Source organism: Streptomyces sp. NPDC005784, from assembly GCF_042871525.1.
Lineage (GTDB): Bacteria > Actinomycetota > Actinomycetes > Streptomycetales > Streptomycetaceae > Streptomyces.
In genome coordinates, this window is sequence record NZ_JBIAIQ010000019.1 from 91,290 (window position 1) to 111,492 (window position 20,203).

The 20,203-nt window shown below is 69.6% G+C and carries 18 protein-coding genes and 2 pseudogenes; 8 read left to right on the forward strand and 12 right to left on the reverse strand.

Features of this window, described 5'->3' with window-relative positions:
* Positions 1 to 24: 24 nt before the first annotated feature.
* From rlmB to ACFYR3_RS27140, 5 genes are all read right to left on the reverse strand, one after another.
* Entirely contained in the window at positions 25 to 969 is a 945-nt protein-coding gene (gene rlmB / locus ACFYR3_RS27120; protein WP_355841199.1) for a 23S rRNA (guanosine(2251)-2'-O)-methyltransferase RlmB, read from the reverse strand.
* Positions 970 to 1,088: 119 nt separating this feature from the next.
* Positions 1,089 to 2,489: a cysteine--tRNA ligase gene (cysS, locus tag ACFYR3_RS27125; protein WP_355841197.1), complete on the reverse strand. Its 1,401-nt coding sequence runs from the start codon at positions 2,487 to 2,489 to the stop codon at positions 1,089 to 1,091.
* A 134-nt stretch (positions 2,490 to 2,623) separates the two neighbouring features.
* Positions 2,624 to 3,160, reverse strand: coding sequence for a 2-C-methyl-D-erythritol 2,4-cyclodiphosphate synthase (gene ispF, locus ACFYR3_RS27130; protein WP_355841195.1), 537 nt, complete (start codon positions 3,158 to 3,160; stop codon positions 2,624 to 2,626).
* A complete protein-coding gene (gene ispD, locus ACFYR3_RS27135; RefSeq protein WP_389284900.1) occupies positions 3,150 to 3,902 on the reverse strand; it encodes a 2-C-methyl-D-erythritol 4-phosphate cytidylyltransferase in 753 nt (250 codons plus the stop codon). Before ispD ends, ispF begins: the two co-directional genes overlap by 11 nt.
* A 354-nt stretch (positions 3,903 to 4,256) precedes the next feature.
* A complete protein-coding gene (locus ACFYR3_RS27140) occupies positions 4,257 to 4,739 on the reverse strand; it encodes a CarD family transcriptional regulator (protein ID WP_003953493.1) in 483 nt (160 codons plus the stop codon).
* Positions 4,740 to 5,511: 772 nt separating this feature from the next.
* On the opposite strand from ACFYR3_RS27140, the gene ACFYR3_RS27145 reads away from it, so the two are divergent.
* Entirely contained in the window at positions 5,512 to 6,162 is a 651-nt protein-coding gene (locus tag ACFYR3_RS27145) for a DUF461 domain-containing protein (protein WP_355841191.1), read from the forward strand.
* 212 nt (positions 6,163 to 6,374) lie between these two features.
* On the opposite strand, the gene ACFYR3_RS27150 is transcribed toward ACFYR3_RS27145, so the two are convergent.
* Together ACFYR3_RS27150 and ACFYR3_RS27155 are read right to left on the reverse strand one after the other, a co-directional pair.
* Complete coding sequence (locus ACFYR3_RS27150) at positions 6,375 to 7,055, reverse strand: response regulator transcription factor (protein ID WP_037622332.1); 681 nt, start codon at positions 7,053 to 7,055, stop codon at positions 6,375 to 6,377.
* Positions 7,052 to 8,329, reverse strand: a complete 1,278-nt coding sequence (locus ACFYR3_RS27155) for an ATP-binding protein (RefSeq protein ID WP_355841189.1) — start codon at positions 8,327 to 8,329, stop codon at positions 7,052 to 7,054. Before ACFYR3_RS27155 ends, ACFYR3_RS27150 begins: the two co-directional genes overlap by 4 nt.
* 244 nt (positions 8,330 to 8,573) lie before the next feature.
* On the opposite strand from ACFYR3_RS27155, the gene phoU reads away from it, so the two are divergent.
* Positions 8,574 to 9,263, forward strand: coding sequence for a phosphate signaling complex protein PhoU (gene phoU, locus ACFYR3_RS27160; RefSeq protein ID WP_355841187.1), 690 nt, complete (start codon positions 8,574 to 8,576; stop codon positions 9,261 to 9,263).
* 408 nt (positions 9,264 to 9,671) lie between these two features.
* On the forward strand, positions 9,672 to 9,824 hold the full coding sequence (locus ACFYR3_RS27165) for a hypothetical protein (protein WP_389284901.1): 153 nt from the start codon (positions 9,672 to 9,674) through the stop codon (positions 9,822 to 9,824).
* Between the two features lie 96 nt (positions 9,825 to 9,920).
* Here ACFYR3_RS27165 and ACFYR3_RS27170 read toward each other — a convergent pair whose 3' ends face one another.
* The 4 genes from ACFYR3_RS27170 to ACFYR3_RS27185 all read right to left on the reverse strand — a co-directional run bounded on the left by ACFYR3_RS27170 (position 9,921) and on the right by ACFYR3_RS27185 (position 12,441).
* Positions 9,921 to 10,133, reverse strand: a complete 213-nt coding sequence (locus ACFYR3_RS27170; RefSeq protein WP_389284902.1) for a hypothetical protein — start codon at positions 10,131 to 10,133, stop codon at positions 9,921 to 9,923.
* An 85-nt stretch (positions 10,134 to 10,218) separates the two neighbouring features.
* On the reverse strand, positions 10,219 to 11,115 hold the full coding sequence (locus tag ACFYR3_RS27175; RefSeq protein ID WP_389284903.1) for a hypothetical protein: 897 nt from the start codon (positions 11,113 to 11,115) through the stop codon (positions 10,219 to 10,221).
* A gap of 314 nt (positions 11,116 to 11,429) precedes the next feature.
* Positions 11,430 to 11,570 carry a DUF397 domain-containing protein gene (locus ACFYR3_RS27180; protein ID WP_356780595.1) on the reverse strand — a complete coding sequence of 47 codons (141 nt, stop codon included), beginning with the start codon at positions 11,568 to 11,570 and terminating at the stop codon, positions 11,430 to 11,432.
* Complete coding sequence (locus ACFYR3_RS27185; RefSeq protein WP_389284926.1) at positions 11,524 to 12,441, reverse strand: Scr1 family TA system antitoxin-like transcriptional regulator; 918 nt, start codon at positions 12,439 to 12,441, stop codon at positions 11,524 to 11,526. Before ACFYR3_RS27185 ends, ACFYR3_RS27180 begins: the two co-directional genes overlap by 47 nt.
* 175 nt (positions 12,442 to 12,616) lie before the next feature.
* Here ACFYR3_RS27185 and ACFYR3_RS27190 point away from each other — a divergent pair.
* From ACFYR3_RS27190 to ACFYR3_RS27205, 4 genes and pseudogenes are all read left to right on the forward strand, one after another.
* Positions 12,617 to 13,111: pseudogene (locus tag ACFYR3_RS27190) on the forward strand (ATP-binding protein); the annotation flags it as partial.
* Between the two features lie 278 nt (positions 13,112 to 13,389).
* Positions 13,390 to 17,175 (forward strand): HelD family protein, encoded by a 3,786-nt coding sequence (locus ACFYR3_RS27195; protein WP_389284904.1) that lies wholly within the window; start codon positions 13,390 to 13,392, stop codon positions 17,173 to 17,175.
* A 276-nt stretch (positions 17,176 to 17,451) separates the two neighbouring features.
* Positions 17,452 to 17,673: pseudogene (locus tag ACFYR3_RS27200) on the forward strand (ribosomal protein L7/L12); the annotation flags it as partial.
* Between the two features lie 27 nt (positions 17,674 to 17,700).
* Positions 17,701 to 18,246: an HAD domain-containing protein gene (locus tag ACFYR3_RS27205; protein ID WP_355841432.1), complete on the forward strand. Its 546-nt coding sequence runs from the start codon at positions 17,701 to 17,703 to the stop codon at positions 18,244 to 18,246.
* Between the two features lie 38 nt (positions 18,247 to 18,284).
* On the opposite strand, the gene ACFYR3_RS27210 is transcribed toward ACFYR3_RS27205, so the two are convergent.
* Complete coding sequence (locus ACFYR3_RS27210; RefSeq protein WP_355841176.1) at positions 18,285 to 18,758, reverse strand: hypothetical protein; 474 nt, start codon at positions 18,756 to 18,758, stop codon at positions 18,285 to 18,287.
* A 559-nt stretch (positions 18,759 to 19,317) separates the two neighbouring features.
* Between ACFYR3_RS27210 and ACFYR3_RS27215 the strand changes: the two genes are divergently transcribed.
* Complete coding sequence (locus ACFYR3_RS27215) at positions 19,318 to 20,097, forward strand: hypothetical protein (protein ID WP_389284905.1); 780 nt, start codon at positions 19,318 to 19,320, stop codon at positions 20,095 to 20,097.
* Positions 20,098 to 20,203 lie beyond the last annotated feature (106 nt).

Sequence of the window (20,203 nt, forward strand, 5' to 3'; positions counted from 1 at the left end):
GGGGGTGACCACCTGGACGTTTGTTCAGGCGCGTCGGCGTGCTGCCTCGTACAGCACAACTCCCGCCGCCACACCGGCGTTCAGCGACTCCGCGCCACCGGGCATCGGGATCCGCACCCGGAAGTCGCAGGTCTCGCCGACGAGTCGGGACAGGCCCTTGCCCTCGCTGCCGACGACGATGACGACGGGGCCGCCCAGCGCCTCCAGGTCACCGACCTCGACCTCGCCGTCCGCGGCGAGTCCGACCACCACGAGGCCGGCCTTCTTGTACGCCTCCAGGGCCCGCGTCAGGTTGGACGCGCGCGCGACGGGAATACGGGCGGCGGCACCGGCCGACGTCTTCCAGGCGCCGGCGGTCATGCCGGCCGCGCGCCGCTCGGGCACGACGACGCCGTGGCCGCCGAAGGCGGAGGCGGAACGGACGACCGCGCCGAGGTTGCGCGGGTCGGTCACCCCGTCGAGGGCGACGATCAGCGGGTCCTGGCCCTCGTCGTAAGCGGCGGCGGCGAGGTCCTCGGGGTGCGCGTACTCGTACGGCGGGACCTGGAGGACGAGACCCTGGTGGTTGAGCCCGTTGGTCATGCGGTCGAGCTCGGGGCGGGGGGCCTCCATCAGGTGGATGCCGCCGCGCTCGGCGACGAGCTGGAGCGCCTCGCGGACCCGCTCGTCGTTGTCGATGAACTGCTGGACGTAGAGCGTCATCGCGGGGACGCCCTCGCGCAGCGCCTCGACGACGGAGTTGCGCCCGACGACCATCTCGGACGTGCCCTTGCCGCCGCGGCCCTTGGGGTGGGCGGGGCGGCGGACGATCTGCTTCGCCTTGGCGCCCGCGATGCGGTTCTTCTTGTGGCCCTTGCGCGCCTCGGCGGGCGGGGTCGGACCCTTGCCTTCCAGGCCCCGGCGTCGCTGGCCGCCACTGCCGACCTGCGCGCCCTTCTTGCCGGACATGCGGCGGTTGTTAGCAGCCATGACCTACCTGTCTGTTTGAAGCGTGCGTACGTACGTATATGAAGTGTGCCGCCCGGAGGTCCGGGCGGCACAATCGATCAAGGCCGACGGGGGTCGGCCGGGGCCGCCGGAGCGGGTGCTCAGCGCGGTCCGAGCGTCCAGCGCGGCCCCTGCGGGCCGTCCTCGATGACCAGGCCGGACTGGTTGAGCTGGTCGCGGATGGCGTCCGCGGTGGCCCAGTCCTTGCGGGTACGGGCGGCCTCGCGCTGGTCGAGAACCATCCGGACGAGGGTGTCGACGACGCCGTGCAGGTCATCGCCGCGGTCGCTCTCGTCGGCCCACTGCGGGTCGAGCGGGTCGAGCCCGAGGACCCTGAGCATGGCCCGCACCTCGGCGAGGCGGGCGACGGCGGCTTCCTTGTCGTCGGCGGCCAGGGCGGAGTTCCCCTGCCGGACCGTCGTGTGCACGATCGCGAGCGCCTGCGGGACGCCCAGGTCGTCGTCCATCGCCTCGGCGAACGCGGGCGGCACCTCGGCGGACGGCTCGACGACGCCCCCCGCCTTCTCGACCACCCGCTGCACGAAGCCCTCGATGCGCGCGAACGCCGACTCGGCCTCGCGCAGGGCCTCTTCGCTGTACTCGATCATCGAGCGGTAGTGCGGGGTGCCGAGGTAGTAGCGCAGCACGATGGGGCGCCACGCCTTGACCATCTCGGAGACGAGGACCGAGTTCCCGAGGGACTTCGACATCTTCTCGCCGCTCATGGTGACCCAGGCGTTGTGCACCCAGTACTTCGCGAACTCGTCGCCGAAGCCCTTGGCCTGCGCGATCTCGTTCTCGTGGTGCGGGAAGATCAGGTCGATCCCGCCGCCGTGGATGTCGAAGGCGCTGCCCAGGTACTTGTGGGCCATGGCCGAGCACTCCAGGTGCCAGCCGGGACGGCCCCGGCCCCAGGGCGTCTCCCAGCTCGGCTCGCCCGGCTTCACGGACTTCCACATGGCGAAGTCACGCGGGTCGCGCTTGCCGGTCTCGCCCACCCCGGACGGCTGCTGCAGGTTGTCGAGCTCCTGGTTGGAGAGCTGGAGATAGCCGTCGTACGACCGCACGTCGAAGTAGACGCTCCCGTCGGACGCGTACGCGTGACCGCGCTCGATGAGCCCGCGCATCATCTCGATCATCTCGGGGATGTGGCCGGTGGCACGCGGTTCGTACGTGGGCGGCAGGCAGCCGAGCGCGTCGTAACCGTCGTTGAAGGCGCGCTCGTTGTCGTAGCCGATGGACCACCAGGGGCGGCCCTGCTCGGCCGACTTGGCGATGATCTTGTCGTCGATGTCCGTGACGTTCCTGATGAACGTCACGTCATAGCCGCGGTACTCGAACCAGCGGCGCATGATGTCGAAGTTGAGGCCCGAGCGGATGTGCCCGATGTGCGGTGCCGCCTGCACGGTCGCGCCACACAGGTAGATCGAGACGCAACCCGGCACGAGCGGGGTGAAGTCACGGATCTGCCGGGCGCTGGTGTCGTACAGACGAATGGTCACCACTCCAGGGTAGTGGGCCCCGGGTAGTGCCCCGCGACCCTTCCCCCGCAAGGCCACGTATTCGTGACATACGGGGGACGGAACCGAAAGGACGAACCCCGGGACCCTCTCCTGTCTCAGCCCGGCCGCCTGTCTCAGCCCGCCCGGACGACCAGTGCCGTGGCGACGGCCATCAGGCCCTCGTCGCGGCCCGGGAATCCGAGCCCGTCCGTCGTGGCACCCGACACCGACACCGGCGCCCCCACCGCGTCCGAAAGGATCTTCTGGGCCTCGTCCCGTCGCTTGCCGATCTTCGGGCGGGGTCCGACGACCTGGACCGCGACGTTGCCGACGACGAAGCCGGCCTCGCGGACGATCCGCGCCGCCTCCGTCAGCAGCACGACCCCGGACGCCCCGGACCACTCCGGGCGCCCGGTGCCGAAGTGGGCCCCGAGGTCACCGAGGCCCGCCGCCGAGAAGAGCGCGTTGCACGCGGCGTGCGCCACGACGTCCGCGTCGGAGTGCCCTGCGAGTCCGGGGCCCTCCCCCTCCCACTTCAGGCCGGCACACCACAGCTCCCGCCCTTCCTCGAAGGCGTGGATGTCGGTGCCGATCCCGACGAGCGGGATCACCGGGCCCTGAGCCCGTCCCTGGTCCTGCCCGGCCGTCCGCTCCGGTGTCTCAGAACCCATCGTTCAGCCTCCGCCGTGCGAGAACCGCCTCCGCCAGCACCAGGTCCAGCGGGCGTGTCACCTTGAACGCCTCCTCGTGGCCCGGCACGACCACGACCCGCACGCCCAACTGCTCGACCATGCTCGCGTCGTCGGTCACCTTGTCGGTGACGGTCTCGTGGGCCCGCAGAAGCGTCTCGCGGTCGAAGCCCTGCGGCGTCTGCACGGCACGCAGCCGCGCCCGCTCGGGGGTGGCCACGACCGGCTCGGGCTCCCCGGCGACGGCCGCGGGCTCGACCTCCTTGACGGTGTCGGCGAGCGGCAGCGCCGGTACGACGGCGGGAGCGCCGTCCCGGACGGCCTCGATGACGGCGTCCACGGTGTCGACGGGCACGAGCGGCCGGGCCGCGTCGTGCACGAGGACGATGTCGATGCCGGGCGGCAGCGCTTCGAGCCCGTACTTCACGGACTCCTGGCGGCTGTCACCGCCCGGGACGACGAGGAAGTCGGTGCGGTCGGGCAGCGCGTGCGCGTCGAGCAGCGTCTTCACCTCGGCCGCGCCGTCCGGCGGAGCCACGACGACGACCAGGGAGACGGCGCGGGACGCGGCCATCGCGCGGACCGCGTGGATGAGCATGGGCGTGCCGTTCAGCGCGCGGAGCGCCTTGGGGGCGCCCGGACCGAGGCGCACACCTCGTCCGGCGGCCGGAATCACGGCGGCGGTGCGGGCTTCCGGCGGCGAAGAGAGCGAAACGTCAGACATCGGTTCCTGTCAGGTTTTAGTGCTCGACCGGGATGGGTATGGCCTGGGGGTACCCCCTGCTCGGAGAGCTGGGGGAGCGCCGGGCGCGACGCCTTGACCGGACCCTTCCGTGACATCCGGTCGAGTCGACCGCCCGGGTCGGCACCCCAAGTATCGGATACGCCGGTATACCGCGGGAAAGCCGATGCCGGGTGAACGTCCGGTTTACCGAATGGGCGCGGGTACGAACATGCCGCAGCGCCCGGCGACAGCAATTTGGCAATTGCGTCATCGGGCACCGCGGCATTTCATTGCGCTGCTGCGCGGGCTTGGGCGTACGTCAAGACGACTGGCGTCTCGGCGACTGAGCCGGCGTCAGGACGCGAGAACCTCGTCGAGCAGGGCCTCGGCCTTGTCCTCGTTGGTGTTCTCCGCGAGGGCGAGCTCGCTCACCAGGATCTGGCGCGCCTTGGCGAGCATGCGCTTCTCACCTGCGGAGAGTCCGCGCTCGCGCTCACGACGCCACAGGTCACGCACGACTTCCGCGACCTTGATGACATCGCCGGAGGCGAGCTTCTCCAGATTTGCCTTGTAGCGACGCGACCAGTTCGTGGGCTCCTCGGCATACGGCGCGCGCAGCACCTCGAAGACCCGGTCCAGCCCGTCCTGACCGACCACATCACGTACGCCGACGAACTCCGCATTGTCCGCTGGCACACGTACCGTCAGGTCACCCTGGGCGACCTTCAGCACCAAGTAGGTCTTGTCCACGCCTTTGATCTGGCGAGTTTCGATGGCCTCGATCAGCGCGGCCCCGTGATGGGGATAGACCACGGTGTCGCCAACCTTGAACGTCATGTGACAGGTACCCCTTCCGTGGCTATCCAGAGTAACACGGAAACGGCGTCTTCTGAATGGCGTTTTCGCAGGTCAGGGCATATCTCGGGGCTTGACAACCGCAACAGGAACGTGCTGCGAGGGGCGAGCGGAAGAGGGTATTCGCAGGTCGGAGCCGCTGTCCAGGCGGAGTGAAACGCGTACGTTACAGGCACCCGGAGCCCGTCACCTGCGTCTGAACATCCCGTTTTGTCCGGCTCCAAGAGCGCGACTTCCGCTACTCCGTTCGATGGGCGGAGCCGAGTACGAGACGAATCCGGAATTGATCAAGGCGTTCGATGATCACCTGCTCATCGGCCCTCGATGACCCCGTGATCCATTTTCCGGAGAGCCGGCATTCATTCCACGAAATGCGCAAGCCTAAGTCTGCGGAACTTAAGTGAATGGCGGACGAGCGCGCGATCAAAGTAGCCGACGCGCCACTGGAGCGGAGCGTGAACGGCGGGGCGCACACCCGGCGCAACGGAGCCCGCGGGCGCATGCCTCGCGAGCCCGCCCCGCCCGGAGCGCGACCACCCCTGAGCCCGTTCCACCGGAGCCCGCCCCAACCCGAGCCCGACCCATCCTCAGCGCGCCCGGGTTTCCCCTCGGGCGAGCAAAGTCGGCGGCTTGGGGAGGGTCGGGTGCGGTCGCGCGGGAACGGATCGGTAACCTAAGGCCGCTGACAGACCCTTAGGGCGGCTTTACACAGAGGTCGCCCTGCTTCGCCCACGTTCAAGGAGTTGCCGCCGCCGTGAGCAGCAGCCTTCGACGCGGCACTCTCGCCGCCGCCGTCATCGCGTTCTCGATCGCCTCTCTCGCCGCGTGCGGTGCCGGCAGCGACGCCCAGACGTTGGAGGTCAAGCCGGACAACGCGGCCACCTCCGTGGGCGACATCAAGGTCCAGAACGCGCTCGTCATCACCCAGCCCGACGTGAAGGCCACCGGTCCGGCGGTGATCTCCGCGACGCTGTTCAACAACGGAACCAGCGCGCAGACCGTGGACTCGATCAGCGTCGAGGGCGAGGGCACCGCCCAGATCACGCCCGCGAGCGGCACGGGCAAGCTGACCGTCCCGGCTGGCGGCTCGATCGTCCTCGGCGGCAAGGGCAACGCCTCCGCGGCGCTGTCCAGCCCCTCGGGAACCGTCCTGAACGGCAGCGTCCAGAAGGTCACCTTCGCCTTCAGCAAGACCGGTGACGTGAGCCTGAGCGCCTACGTCGTCCCGGCCGAGAGCTACTTCACCAAGTGGGGCCCGAGCGACATCCCGGCGGCGCCGACCGCTTCCCCGGTCACCTCGCCGTCGGAGTCGGTCACGGGCTCCCCGTCCGCGCCCGCGTCGGGCAAGCCGTCGTCGAGCGCGACGGCCCCGGCCACCGCCACCTCGTCGGCGTCCGCCTCGTAGTGAGCTGACGTCCGCCGGGCGCGCACAAGGGTCCGTACACGACCCATGACGCGGCCCGTACGCGGCCCATACGCGAGCCCGTACGCGCCACAGCGGTCCGTACGACAGTGCGACGAAGGGCGGGACCCCTCTCCAGGGGTCCCGCCCTTCGTCGTACTTCCGCGTCATGCTCTACGCCGTACTCCAGGCACGGGCGTGGAGGTGGGGCCGGTTTACGGCTCGAACTTGTAGCCGAGACCGCGCACCGTCACCAGGTACCGGGGCGCGCCCGGGTCCGGCTCGATCTTCGCGCGAAGACGCTTGACGTGGACGTCGAGGGTCTTGGTGTCACCGACGTAGTCGGCACCCCAGACCCGGTCGATGAGCTGCATCCGGGTCAGCACGCGGCCCGCGTTGCGCAGCAGCATCTCCAGGAGGTCGAACTCCTTCAGCGGGAGGTCGACCTTGCCGCCGGAGACGGTGACCACGTGGCGGTCGACGTCCATCCGGACGGGACCGGCCTCCAGGGCGGCCGGGGCGACCTCCTCCGGCTCCCCGCGGCGGCGCAGGACGGCCCGGATACGGGCGACCAGCTCCCGGGAGGAGAAGGGCTTGGTGACATAGTCGTCTGCTCCTATTTCGAGCCCGACCACCTTGTCGATCTCGCTGTCCTTGGCGGTCACCATGATCACCGGGACGTTGGACCGGCCACGCAGCTGGCGGCAGACTTCGGTGCCGGGCAGCCCCGGCAGCATCAGGTCGAGGAGCACGAGGTCGGCGCCGTTGCGCTCGAACTCGTCGAGTCCGTCGGGCCCGGTGGTCGCGATGGCGACCTCGAAGCCCTCTTTGCGGAGCATGTACGACAGGGCGTCGGAGAAGGACTCCTCGTCCTCGACGACGAGCACACGGGTCACGGAAGGACCTCCGGGGCAGGAAGCGGTTCGTACGGGGATGTGACGGTGGTCGTCCCGTCGGGCTGCCCGGTCTCGTCCTCTTCGTCGAGTCCGGGCATGTGGTGATCGGTCACGCGCTCGCGGGCCGCGGTCGCCTCCGGCAGCCGCAGGGTGAACGTGGAGCCCTGACCCTCGGAGCTCCACACCGTGACCTCCCCGCCGTGCGAGGCGGCCACGTGTTTGACGATCGCCAGCCCGAGGCCCGTACCGCCGGTGGCACGGGAGCGGGCCGGATCGACACGGTAGAAGCGCTCGAAGACGCGCTCCTTGTCCTTCTCCGAGATGCCGATGCCCTGGTCGGTCACGGCGATCTCGATGTGTTCCCCACCGGGTGCCGTCACCCGGCGGGCGGCTATCCCGACGCGGGTGCGGGCGGGCGAGTAGTTGACGGCGTTCTCGACGAGGTTGCCGAGGGCCGCGGCGAGCTGACCCCGGTTCCCCCACAGGCTCAGGTCGGCGGTGCCGCCTGCGGACATGGTGATCTGCTTCGTGCCGGCCTGGTGGCGGCAGCGGTCGATCGCCTCGGCGACCAGCTCGTCGACACGGACCGGCTCGGCGTCCTCGAGGGGGTCGTCGTTCTGGACCCTCGACAGGTCGATGAGCTCCTGGACGAGGTTGGTGAGCCGGGTGGCCTCTATCTGCATGCGTCCGGCGAAGCGCTCGACGGCCTCCGGGTCGTCCGAGGCGTCCATGACGGCCTCGGAGAGCAGGGAGAGCGCTCCGACGGGAGTCTTGAGCTCATGGCTCACGTTCGCGACGAAGTCCCGCCGTACGGCTTCGATCCGGCGCGCCTCCGTCAGGTCCTCCACAAGGAGGAGGACGAGCCGCGACCCGAGGGGAGCCACGCGCGCCGAGACGGCGAGGGCCTCACCCCTCCCCGTGCCCCTTCTCGGCAGGTCCAGCTCCACCTGACGTATCTCCCCGTCACGACGGGTGTCACGCGCCATGTGGAGCATCGGCTCGACGGCCAGCTTGCCCCCGCGCACCAGTCCGAGGGCGTAAGCCGCCGAACTGGCCTTGACCACGGCGTCCGCTTCGTCGAGTACGACCGCAGAGGAGCTGAGCACCGACAGCACGGTGTCCACACCGGGCGGAAGGACCGCGTCCGTGTGCAGAGAGCTGCGGGTCGGGCGTTTCTGGTCGCGCTCGCTCCAGCGGAACGCCAGCATGGCGATGACACCGGTAAGTACTCCGGCGATCGCTGCCGCTGCGGCGACCGCCGCGTTCACGTCCATGCACCCAGGTTAGGCATGCCGTCGCTCCTGGCCACAGCCATCCGAGTGCGACCTCGAACACTCGTCGCCCAGAGTTCACCCAGGAGCCAGTACTGATTCACTTGGGATGCCGGAAACGGACGCGTACAGGCCCGAACGTGGGAGCGTGGGGTTCTCGGGTCCCTCCGGCGGCCTGGCGGCGGCCGGAACAACACGGTCCCGGACCCCGGACCCCCAAATGCTGACGTACGAGAGGGACGACCACATGCGTGACGCGTATCACGAAGAACTTGACTCGATCGGCGACGGCCTGGTCGAGATGGCCCGGCTCGTCGGGTCGGCGATCGGGCGTGCCACGACGGCCATCCTCGATTCCGACCTGAAGCTGGCCGAGAGCGTGATCGCTGCCGACCAGCGGGTCGACGATCTCCAGCACGAGCTGGAGGCCCGCGCGATAGCCCTGCTGGCCCGCCAGCAGCCGGTGGCGACGGATCTCCGTATCGTCGTCACCTCGCTCCGGATGTCGGCCGACCTGGAGCGCTCCGGCGACCTGGCCCAGCACGTGGCCAAGCTGGCCCGGCTGCGCTTCCCCGACCGCGCCATCCCGCACGACCTGCACGCCACGATCCTGGAGATGGGCCAGCTCGCCCAGCGCCTGATGGCCAAGGCGGCCGAGGTCATCATCACGAAGGACGTCGACCTGGCGATGCAGCTGGAGCAGGACGACGACGAGATGGACCTCCTGCACCGCACGCTGTTCCAGCACCTGCTGGACGACAAATGGCAGCACGGCATCGAGACCGCCGTCGACGTCACCCTCCTCGGCCGCTACTACGAGCGCTTCGCCGACCACGCCGTCTCGGTCGCCAAGCGAGTGGTCTACCTCGTCACCGGCGAACACGCCGACGAACTCCAGCCGGACATCCAGCCGGCCACGGGGGTGGAGAGCGCGTAGCCCTCTCCTACCGGACCAGGGCTACGAACCCGACCCTCGTCAGACGGGCCAGGGCTACGAACCTGACTCCCCCTGGGCAAGCCAGGGCCTCCTGACAGGCCCGGCTCTCCCAGACGGGCCGGGGTTACGGGGCGGCCCACCTCTCCCTGGCGGGCACAGCCCTCTCCGGACGCACGAAGCCTGCGGGCCCAGCCGTTCCCAGTCGGGACGGCTGGGCCCGGCGCTTTTCCCTCGCGGGCGCCGGAGGCGCGCCCTGATCCCGGCCCGCCCCGCGTGGGATTCGCGCCCTGGGCGCGAGAGACGCCTCAGTGCGCCGTTGATGCGCCCGCCCGGCTGGGCATGTCATGGGCGACAGGGGCTGTGCGGCGCGGTGTGCGTCGGACGCCTCCGTGCCTGAAGGAGGGACCCATGGCCGAATCCCCCAGCACGCCCGACCCGACCCAGGACCGCGCCACCCAACAGCCCGCCGAGATCAAAACTCTCCCTTTGTTCGGCGCCTGCGGCTGCGGCTCCGGCTGCGGCTGCGGCTGCCAGTCGGGCAATCCCTGCCAGTGCGGCTGATCGCTTACGTACGTCCAGAGGGGCCCCGTCGCAGGACGGGGCCCCTCGCCCTTGCCGAGGACCTTCACTTCCGCCGGGCCCTTCGCCTTCCGTCCATCACTTCTGCCGACTCGCGGTCCGCCCGTCAGGACGGCCACGTGCGCTCGATGGCACCGAGGGCTGCCCCTTGCGCACCGGCTCGACCTGGTGGACCAGTGGCGCTCCGGCGGTCTTGCCCTTCAGCCACGAGGTGGGAGTCGACTGCGGAATCTCAAGGTAGGAGGCGGTCTCTGCGGGCGGCAGGAGTCCGTCCGTGAACCTGTGGGCCATGCCCCGCCTCTTTTTGGCCCCGGGTTTCGCATCGTGCCACGTCGAGCCTCCCACCTGGGGGTGCACCGCACACCCAGTCATCGGCTCAGCCGGCCGCACGGAGTTGGTCCCGGGATCGGCAGTCCCGGCAACGGCCGGGTTCCGCCGTGCGGAATCCCCGGTCGCAGCCGTCGCAGTTCCGCATGGGCACGACCGCCGGACGTACGGGGGGTTCTGCACTTCGGGCCGGTGCGGGGAGAGGAAGGGGAGTCTCTTTGAGCCGGTAGGCGAGGATGCCGGCCGGGCGCGTCAGGAAATGGTCCGGGAGCCGTGCGGTGAGGTGGTCCGTGATCTGCGTGGGCAGGAGACCTGCCGCGAGCCACTGGGTGACGGCCGGGGCGAGGCGGGCGGCTTCCTGCGCGGACAGGACAAGGCGGGCGTCGACTCGGCGCAGAGCGGCGAGTACGGCGACGGCTCGAGAGTCGGCGTCGGCATGTGGGATCGGCGTCTCGGCCTTGGCCTGCACGGGTGGCTGCACAGCCTCGACCTGTACGGGCGGCTGCACGTCCGCGGACGCGGGCGGGACCACCGCAGCAGTGGCTGGCTGCCGCCGAGGCCGGGGCGGCTCGGGAGGCCCGTCCGGTCCCGGGGTGCCGCAGGGGATGTCATGGAAGTACGTCCGGGTGCGGATCTGTCCGGTGGACAGGCGCTCGCGGCGGCGCTCCAGGTACCCGGCCGTCTCCAGCTCCCTCAGTGCTCGCGAAATGAGGATCTCTCCCTCGCTGAAGTGCTCGCACAGGGCGGCGATGCTCACGGGGGAGCCGTCGGGCAGTGAGGAGATGTACGCCGCGACGCCGACCGTGACCGCGCTGCCGCGTCGCTGCGCGAGGGCGTTGGAGATCACGGTGAAGTCGGCGGTGAGGCGGGTGCGTACATGGATCACGCCGGAGGTCGGAGTTCCGGCGTCGGCGCGCAGGCGCGCGTTAGACTGCGAGTCAGCCATTGGGAAGGTCGAAGCTTCCTGATCGGTCAGGCCCTCGTTCGGGATTGCAGTCCCGGCCGGGGGCCGTACTTTTTTCGGTTGTCGCGGCGAACGTAACGGTCCGCATCCCGCCCCTGCAAGCCGGTCACCCGGACGAGTGACGCGGGCTTCGCGGTGGGGAGGGTGGGTGGGCGGGTAGTTCTTTCCCCCGGTTCTTTCAGGAGGTCAGCGGCCCGCCGGACCCTCGCGGACAAGGGCCCGGTGAGCCCGGAAGACGGACGGTGACCGAAGCCCGGTGAGCCCGGGAAACGGGCCGCAGCCGAGGCCCGGTCGCCTCAGGAACGGTGGCGCCCGGCCTTCAACTCGCCTATGAAGGCGGCCCAGGAGGCGGCTTCGAAGCACAGCGCCGGACCGTGCGGGACCTTGCTGTCACGGACCGGGACGACGGCTCCTCGAAACCGGTCGGCCACCTCCACGCAGTCGCCCCCCTCCTGATTGCTGTAGCTGCTCTTGCGCCAGACGGCGCCGTTCAGATCGGGACGGGACCTTCGCTCCACGGTGGTTGTCCTCCATCACGGATCGGATCATGTCGAGAGACATGAGCGGGGGCAGAGCCGCCGCCCGCAGCCGATCGTAGGCCAGCGCGAAACTCCTGACCTCGTCCGGATCCTCGACGAGTTGGCCATAGTGCGCGCCTTCCGTATAGGCGATCTCCGATCCGTCCGACATGGTGAGCACCGTGAGCGAGCCGCCCATGACATCGTGCTCGCCCTGATCGAACGGCAGTACCTGCACGGTGATGTGAGGTTCCGCCGTGACCCCGAGCAACCGCGCCAACTGCTCGTGGATCACCGCCTGGCCGCCGACCGGACGCCTGAGCACCGCCTCGTCCAGGACCACCCACAGTTCGGGCCGATCGGACGTGCCGAGGCGCACCTGTCGTCCCATACGCAGGGCAACCCGCTCTTCCAACTGCTCCTTGCTGCCGAGTGTTCGACCGACTCTCAGCACCGCCCGCGCGTAGTCCTCCGTCTGCAACAGACCCGGCACCACGTGAGCCGCGTACTGCCTGATGGCCAGTGCCCGCTCCGAGTGCTCCATGAACTTCCGCGACCAGTCCGGAAACGCCTCCCGGTACACGTACGGCCATAGCTCGACCAGCAGATCGTCCGCGCCGAGGGCCGCGTCCAGCGCACGCGCCAGTTCCAGCGTGGGTTTCGCCCCGGACGCCCGCTCGATCTGCGTGATCCGCGTGCTCACCACGTGCGTTCTGTCGCCGAGTTCGGCCTGGGTCAGTCCGGCCGCCGTGCGAAGCCTGCGCACCCGTGCGCCGAAGAGCCCCGCCATCGACGTACTGGGGTCAATTCCGTTGGCCAAAGCGTCACTTCCGTTCCTTACGGACTGAAAAGTAAGGCCGCGTCACCTGTCGAGCGTAGGGCGATCGGTCGACTCTTGAGCACGGAACGTGACGACTCGTGTGCGTCACGGAATGCCCGACTCGACGGACAAGGACGGGAAAGCCGTGCTGACAGGAACGACCACTCCGGGAGACGAGCCACGGCGGAGCACCGCGCCCCGCGCGGCGCAACCCGTGGCGCTCACCGACAGAACATGTGAACTCCCCTCCTTCGCAGAGCAGTTCGCCTCCTCGCCACGAGGTGCGCAGCTCGCCCGGCGTATCGCCGTCCGGCGCATGGAGGAGTGGGGCCACCCGCCGATGTCGGACGTGTCGTGCACGGTCGCCCTCGTCGTCGGCGAACTCGCGGCGAACGCTGTACAGCACGGCCGCGTCCCTGGACGCGACTTCGGCCTCCATCTCACCCTCGACGCGGCTGCGGCCCTGGTTCGTATCGAGGTCGCGGACGCCGCCTCCGCGAAGGGGCCACCCACGGCCCCGCCCTCGTCGTACCCCGAGGGCGAGTCCGGCCGAGGTCTGCTCCTGGTGGACGTCCTGGCCGTGCGCTGGGGCTCGATGCCTCGTCGACCCGTGGGCAAGACGGTCTGGGCGGAGGTGTCGACCGGGTCCCCGGACGGAAAACCCCGGGCACAGCGAGACCTCCTGGGCGAGGCGGGGACGGACACGGAGGGACCGCCGAGCCGCACCCAGAACACCGCCTGTTCCACATCGGGTCCGCCAGAGGACCAGATGTGCTCGGAGCTGACCGAAGTCACCGCGATTATGGGGCTGTTGTCCGATTGACCGTGGTCTGACCGTCGAACTCTGCTACCTCTGGGGCAGGGGAGGCGGGCCCTGGCCCGCGGCAGCGCGAGGGGCGCTGCCAGGAGGGGACACACGTGAGCACGACACCACGGGACGCGGTCATCGCCATCGAGCAGAAGGCCGTCGACCGCGCCTACGACTGCTACGAGGCCCGGCTCGCGGAGATGACGTCGCCATCGACGGCCACGGCTTCCGCGAGCGGCAAGGACGGCGTCGCGGTCCGCAAGAAGGCGGAGAGCACAGCGGAGGAGTACGGCGGTCTCGGGGGCGAGGCCCTGGTCATCAGCCGCGTCGACATCCAGGAAGCGGGCGACGCCGAGCCGGAGACGTTCTACGTCGGGCGACGCCATGTCTTCGACACCGAGACCCGCGAACAGGTGGTCGTCTCCTGGACGAACCCGATCGCCGTGAGCTGGCACAACGCCCGCCCGGAGACGCCGGGCGAAGTGCTCCTGCGACGCCGGTTACGCTGCGCCGAGCGGACGGTCGAGGACTTCCTGGACGAGATCACCCCGGCCGCGGAACCGCACACCGGCTCGCTGGGACCCGGGCGGGAGGCCACCTCACCGCCGGCTCTCGAGGAGAAGCCCACTCCGCTCGAAGCCGCCGAAGGCCCTGAGGCTCTTGAAGTCCTTGAGGCGGAGGAAGCCCCGGAGAAGCCGGAAAGCACCACCACCCCGCCCGCCGGAGACGACCACGGACGGCCGCGTACCGTCCCTTCGCCGCGCCATGTCGTCGGCCGACGGCGTCAAAGACCGCAACCGGTCGACGAGTTCCTCCTGCGTGAGTTGCGCCGGTCCCGCAGTGGCCGGATGCGCGACATCGTGGAGACGATCAGACGTGACCAGATGGCACTGGTCACCGGTTCGCCCGAGGACGTCCTCGTCATTCAGGGCGGGCCCGGCACCGGAAAGTCGGCGGTCGGTCTGCACCGAGTGACCTGGCTCGTCAACAACGACCACTTCCGCGCACAGGACATCCTGGTCGTGGGACCGCACCAGAACTTCCTGGAGTACGTGGGGCGCGTGCTTCCGACCCTCGGCACCCGCAATGTCACCGCCGTACAACTGGCCCGCCTCTGGGAAGGGGAGATCCGGGGTACGGACTCCATCGCCGCGCGGCTGGTGAAGTCCGACGAACGGATGGCGGCCGTACTGCGCGGGCGAGTGGAGAACGAGTGCCGGCCCGAAGCCCTCGACACCATCATCTCGGCCCCCTCCCACGCCCAGGACGAACCGGCCTTCGTCGTTGTCGTGGGCGGCACTTCCCTGCGTGTGCCGCGCTCGGAGGTGCTCGGCCTCCTCCAGGACGCCCGAGAGGGACCCGAGGGTTACCGGTCGCGCAGGGACCGGTTCCGTACGCTGCTGGTGGACCGGCTGCTGGGTGAACTCGTCCGGATCGCCCCGCGCCGCAGCGGGGACGCGACCGTGCGCCGTGATCTGGAGCGCAACCGGCAGGTCACGACCCTCGTCGACCGGATCTGGCCCGCGCTGAGCCCCGAGGAAGCACTGCGCGGTCTGCTCAACTCGCCCACCAGACTGGGTGAGTGCGCCTCCGGGATCCTCGACGGCGGCGAACAGGCGGCCCTCCAGAGGCCGAAGGCCGAGAGCGCCGCCGAAGAGCCTTGGACCATCGACGACTTGGTGTGCCTTGAAGAGCTGCGCTTCCTCATCGCCGGGGAGAGCCCGCAGAGGTACCGGCACATCGTGGTCGACGAGGCACAGGACCTCACCCCGATGCAGGCGAGGTCCCTGCGCAGACGGTGTCCGACCGGCTCGATGACCGTGCTCGGCGATCTGGCCCAGGCCACCGGACCGCATTCCTACACCGCCTGGGACCAGTTGGGCGGAATTCTGTCCGCGCAGGGCGACTGGCGGGTGGCCGAGCTGAACACCAGCTACCGAGTGCCCGCGGAGATCATGGAGTTCGTGGCGCCGCTGGCCCGGGCCGTCGCACCCTCCCTGCCCTACCCGACGGCCGTGCGACGGGCCGGCGACGAGGCGGTGCGGCTCGTGTCCACAACTCCCTGGGAGCTGCTGGACGACGCGGCGACGCGTACGGCACGACTCGTGGGCACCGATGACGGGCGGTCCCCGAGGTCGATCGCCGTCATCGTTCCCGACGACTCCGACTGGCTGGAGGAGGTCCGCCGACGCGTCGACCTCGTGGACGACATGACCGAGGAGATGCTCCGGACGGTGTCCGTACTCCCCGCCGCCCAGGCCAAGGGCATGGAGTTCGACCATGTGCTGGTCCTGGAGCCGACGACCATCGCCGACCGGGGCCCCGCAGGACTCCGCCAGCTGTACGTCGCCCTGACCCGCAGCACCCAGACACTGACGGTCCTCCACACGACACCGCTGCCGCTCGAACTCGGCGCTACGGTCGACGACGCGAACGGTGAACTCTCCCCCGCTCTGCCGCACTTGGCACCCGCCGCAGCACCGTTGGGGGAAGGGCCGGGCGCCGCTGGTTCCACTTCCGAAGACACCGCCCTCGACGGTTCCACCAGCAATGGCTCCAGCGGCGATGGCTCCAGTAGCGATGGCTCCAGCGGCGATGAACTGCCGGTCGGCACATCCGTGAACGTGCGTGTGCTCGGCCCCGGCCCCAGTTCGCACTGGAAGGTGAAGGTCCTCGCCCCCGCGACGGAGCGGACAGTTCTCCTAGTCCACCGCCACGGCGAACCAACCCCGGCCACGGGCTCCCGGCTGGACGGCTGGGTGACCCGGAACGAAGGCCGGCTGAGCCTGGTATCGGCAGGCGACTTCGGCCGCAGACCCATCTCCGCCCGGATGGCGCCCCGTTACGAGGACGCACTCGGCGTCCTGCGGGACATAGCCGACGGCGACGGAGCGGCTCGGCCGGAGACGACGGCTCTCCTCTCCGAACTGAGGGGCATGGCCAGCCGTTGCCTGCGCCGCGACCGGGTCGACTGGCTGAGCGTCTGGCGCCTGTTGGGTTCGGCCGACCGCGACCGCCTGAGCGATCTGGCGGACCTCGCCCAGCGCACACGACAAGCGGTCGCGTCGGACGCTCCCGGCCTGCGAGCCGCCCTGACGGACGATCCGGCGTTCCGTCACTGGACCGACGCCCTCGACCGGGCTCAGGACGAACTCCGCCATCGAAGCGACACCGAACCGGAGTCGAACCCGGAGCCGGGGCCAGGGCCGAAACCGGAGCCGAATCCGGAGCGGGAGCCGGAGCCGAAGCCCGTACCGGAGCTCGGTCCCGAGCCCAAGACGGCATCCGAGCCCGACACGGCGCCCGAAGCCGCCGCCGCACCACCCGAAGCAGTCACGGCACCACCCGAGGCGATCACGGCGATCACGGCTCCACCGACCGAGCCGCGCCAGACACACGAGCAGAAGGACACCGACCCCATGAACACTGCCGCTCTCCTGGACACCGACCCCGCCCCGTCCGAGGGACGGTCAGCGTGGAGCGAGGCACTCGCACGGCAACTGGACGTCGAGGCGCAGACCGACCGGGACTGCAACACGCACGAGGCCGTGCGCTTCGAACTGAGGGCCGCTCTTCTGCGAGCCGGACTACGCCCTTCGGACTCCCGCGTCTCCGACGCGACCCTGGAGGGCCCGGACGGTCTCCTCCGCTACGAGGTGCTCGGCGCCGGCCGTTCCGGTTACGCGCACCTGTGTGCGGGAGCCGTCCGCCTCATGGAACTCGACCGGGCGGAAGCCCGCTCCGCGGACACCCGGTACCTGGTCCTGTCCGAGACGCCCACGGAGGACTGGGCCCCCGACGCGATCCGGGAGGTCTTCGGCGTGCACGTCGTATGGCGGACCGCAGCCGGCTGGCACGGCCCGGACGCACGAACGGCCCTGCACCTGACCGACTGACCAGCGAACGGCTCATCGCCCACGGCTAACTCGTGGCCCACGCCTGACTCGTGGGCCAAGGCCGACCCCGGTGGTCACCCTGGCAGGACGCCGACGTGGCCGATCGGGGATGGCGACTCACCGCCATCCCCGTGGTGTCCCGGGGCTGCCCTCCGATCGAGCAGGCGACGGGCAGACACCCGGGTCAGGCAGCCGAACGAGAAGGACCACCCGAATCGAGGCGACACGACGACTGCGGGCTCGTATCCTCCGGACCGGAGAGGGACGGGGAGAGCGATGACGGAGTACTTCTTACTGGTGTGCGACGACGTGCCCCATGACGTGCTGCTCACCGGCCCCGGGCCCGTTGGACTGGACACGGCCCACGTCGTACGACGGCTGACCGGACTGAGCCTGTGGCGCAGCAAGGTTCTCGCGGACCGGGCCCCGGTCGTGATCCTCCACGGCCTGCCCCAGCGGGACGCCGAGGCAGCGGTCGCGGCTCTCCACGCCGTGGGAGCGCGGGCGGAGACAAGGGAACACACGGTGGGGCGCGCCATCCTCTTCCTCGACGTCGACGGCCCCCTCATCCCGTTCGGCCCGTCGCCCGCTAGCCACCAGACCTCCGTCTCCCACTCCGGTTCCGGCTCCGAAGCGCTCCCCGATCAGGGAAATCCGCTGCTCGGGCGGCTCGATCCGGCCGTGGGCCCGCGTCTGATGGCGCTGGGGTGCGACCTGGTGTGGGCGACGACATGGACGGCCGAGGCGAACGAGTCCGTCGGCCCACGGATCGGGCTGCCCCGGCTGCCTGTGGTGGCGTGGCCCGAGGCCTCTGGCTCCTCCGACGAGGGTCCGCGCGGCCTGCACTGGAAGACCCGCACCCTCGTGGACTGGGCAGGCGGCCGCCCGTTCATCTGGGTCGACGACGAGATCGGCCCCGTGGACCGGCTCTGGGTCGCCGCGCAGCACGAGGGCCCCTCGCTGCTTCACCGCGTCGACCCGTCCGAGGGCCTGACCGAGGACGACTTCTCCGCACTGGCCGACTGGCTCCGCACCGCCGTACCGGGCTCAGCCTCGGGAACGGGCGGCTAGGACCCGGCCGGCCGAACTCGTTCACCGCGGCCGGCCCTCTACTTCAACTGGTCGCGGACGACGTCCAGGAACGCCTTTCGGCTGGGGCGTATGTACTCCCAGACCTTCTCGTCGCGCGGTTCTCCCGGATCGTCGGGGCCCTTTCTGATCACGTCCTGAACGTCGTACGCCAGATCACGTGCCGCCTGGTTCACCTCGGCCGCACACAGCATGTGGATCGTCTTCTGGGCGACCCACATCCGGTCGATGGACTGTTTTGCCCGCGCTTGCCACTGCTCGTCGGTCAGGTTGTGGTGATAGCGGTCCACGGCGACGCGTTCGGCTTCCTGTACCGCGGAGAGGAAGCCGATGAGGTGGGTGACGCGTTCGTTGCGACGCGTCTCGGCTCGTTCACGAGCGCTCCGCCGTACTTCGGCCCGCTCCGAGGCGCGCCCCAGCGAGTACTGAGTCACTGTCGACACGAAGCCGCCGAGCAAGACGCCAAGGAGTGGCACGAGGGTTGTCGATGTCACGCCTCGACTGTGACATCGAGAAGACCGGCCCCACTGCCCTTTCGAACATTCCAGACGAAGCCCCGCCAAATGCGGTATTCACCCCATGCAGCATTCAAACGATCGGCCACGATCCAGCCCCCTGGCGCCCGACACGGCACGGCACGGCCCAGGACAGGGCTGGCCGCTCTGCCGGATACTCCACGGCGACAAACCTGATCGCCGGGAGGCCACTGATCAGCTTCATGCGATCGCCGACCGCGGGGCGAGCAGCACAGCAAGAAGCCCCCTACCAGCGAGAAACCCGCAGGTAGGGGGCCTGATCGCGTCTGGTTACTTCTTCTTGCCCTGGGTCTGGCGGGCCCGTTTTTCGGTCCTGGTCAGCGCGGCACGTACCCCAACTGACCTGCATTCAGACGGTCGTTGATGGTAGTTGCCTGTCGTCGTTGGTCGTCCTCGGAGGGCCCAGCGCGTGGCCTTGCAAGTCCGGCGACCCTTACGAATCACGCGACGCAAGACCAGACAAGCAGGCGTGGATAACGTAAGGCGTGACGCGTCACGAGCGGCGTACGGTGACGAAATGAACGGGCCCGCGACCGGCCGGGAGGGCTTCACCTACCTCGCCCCGCTTTTCAACGCAGCCGCCGTCTACCGAGCGGACAATCACTTCCTGTTGTTGCCCGACGCGGCAGAGCGCAGCAGTCTGGCGAAGGACGACGAACCCCTGGGGCCGTGGGGTGCCGCCAAGTTCGTCCAGTCTTCCTTCTCGGCCGGCCTCACTCATGTCGAGGCTTTCACGCAGCTCGTCACCGTCGCGCAGCAGGTTGACCTGCACAGCCCTTGGACCTTGCTGCGCGGGGCCCTTGAGAACTTCGCCACCGCAGCATGGCTCCTGGCCGGCAAGAACCGCGATGAGCGTCGCCACCGGGTGCTCTCCCTGTGGGCTGAAGACTTCCGCAACCGCGCCCAGCACGAGAGAGACACAAACCACGGCCCGAGGCCGGGTGGCAAGACCGGAGCTGAGCGCCGGGAAGAGGTCAAGCAACTGGCCCTGACCCTCGGCCTGCCCAGCCTGACGAAGCCAGAGGCCACGAGCATCATTTACGAGGCCGCCGCAGGCGCCGGGCTTGCACCTACCCCAACCCAGGCACTGTGGCGTGTGGCCTCCGGCTTTGCCCACGGCCGCTTCTGGCCCAGTCTCCGAGCCGCGAAAATCCGCAGCGCGATGCCCACCTCGAACGGTGGTGTCCTTGTGAACTTTGGCATTGATGACGACCTGCTGGAAGAAATGGCGGAGGCATGCCGAAAACTGCTTGAACACACAGCCAGCCGGTACGAAGCACGCAGCAGCGCTCCATGACACCGCTACGCACTGAGATGTTCCCCAACTCACCGCCGCAGAAGCCACCGCGCTGAGGTCCCGCAGAGGGTCCAGACCACGAAAATGCCTCCCGCCCGCGCCGTTT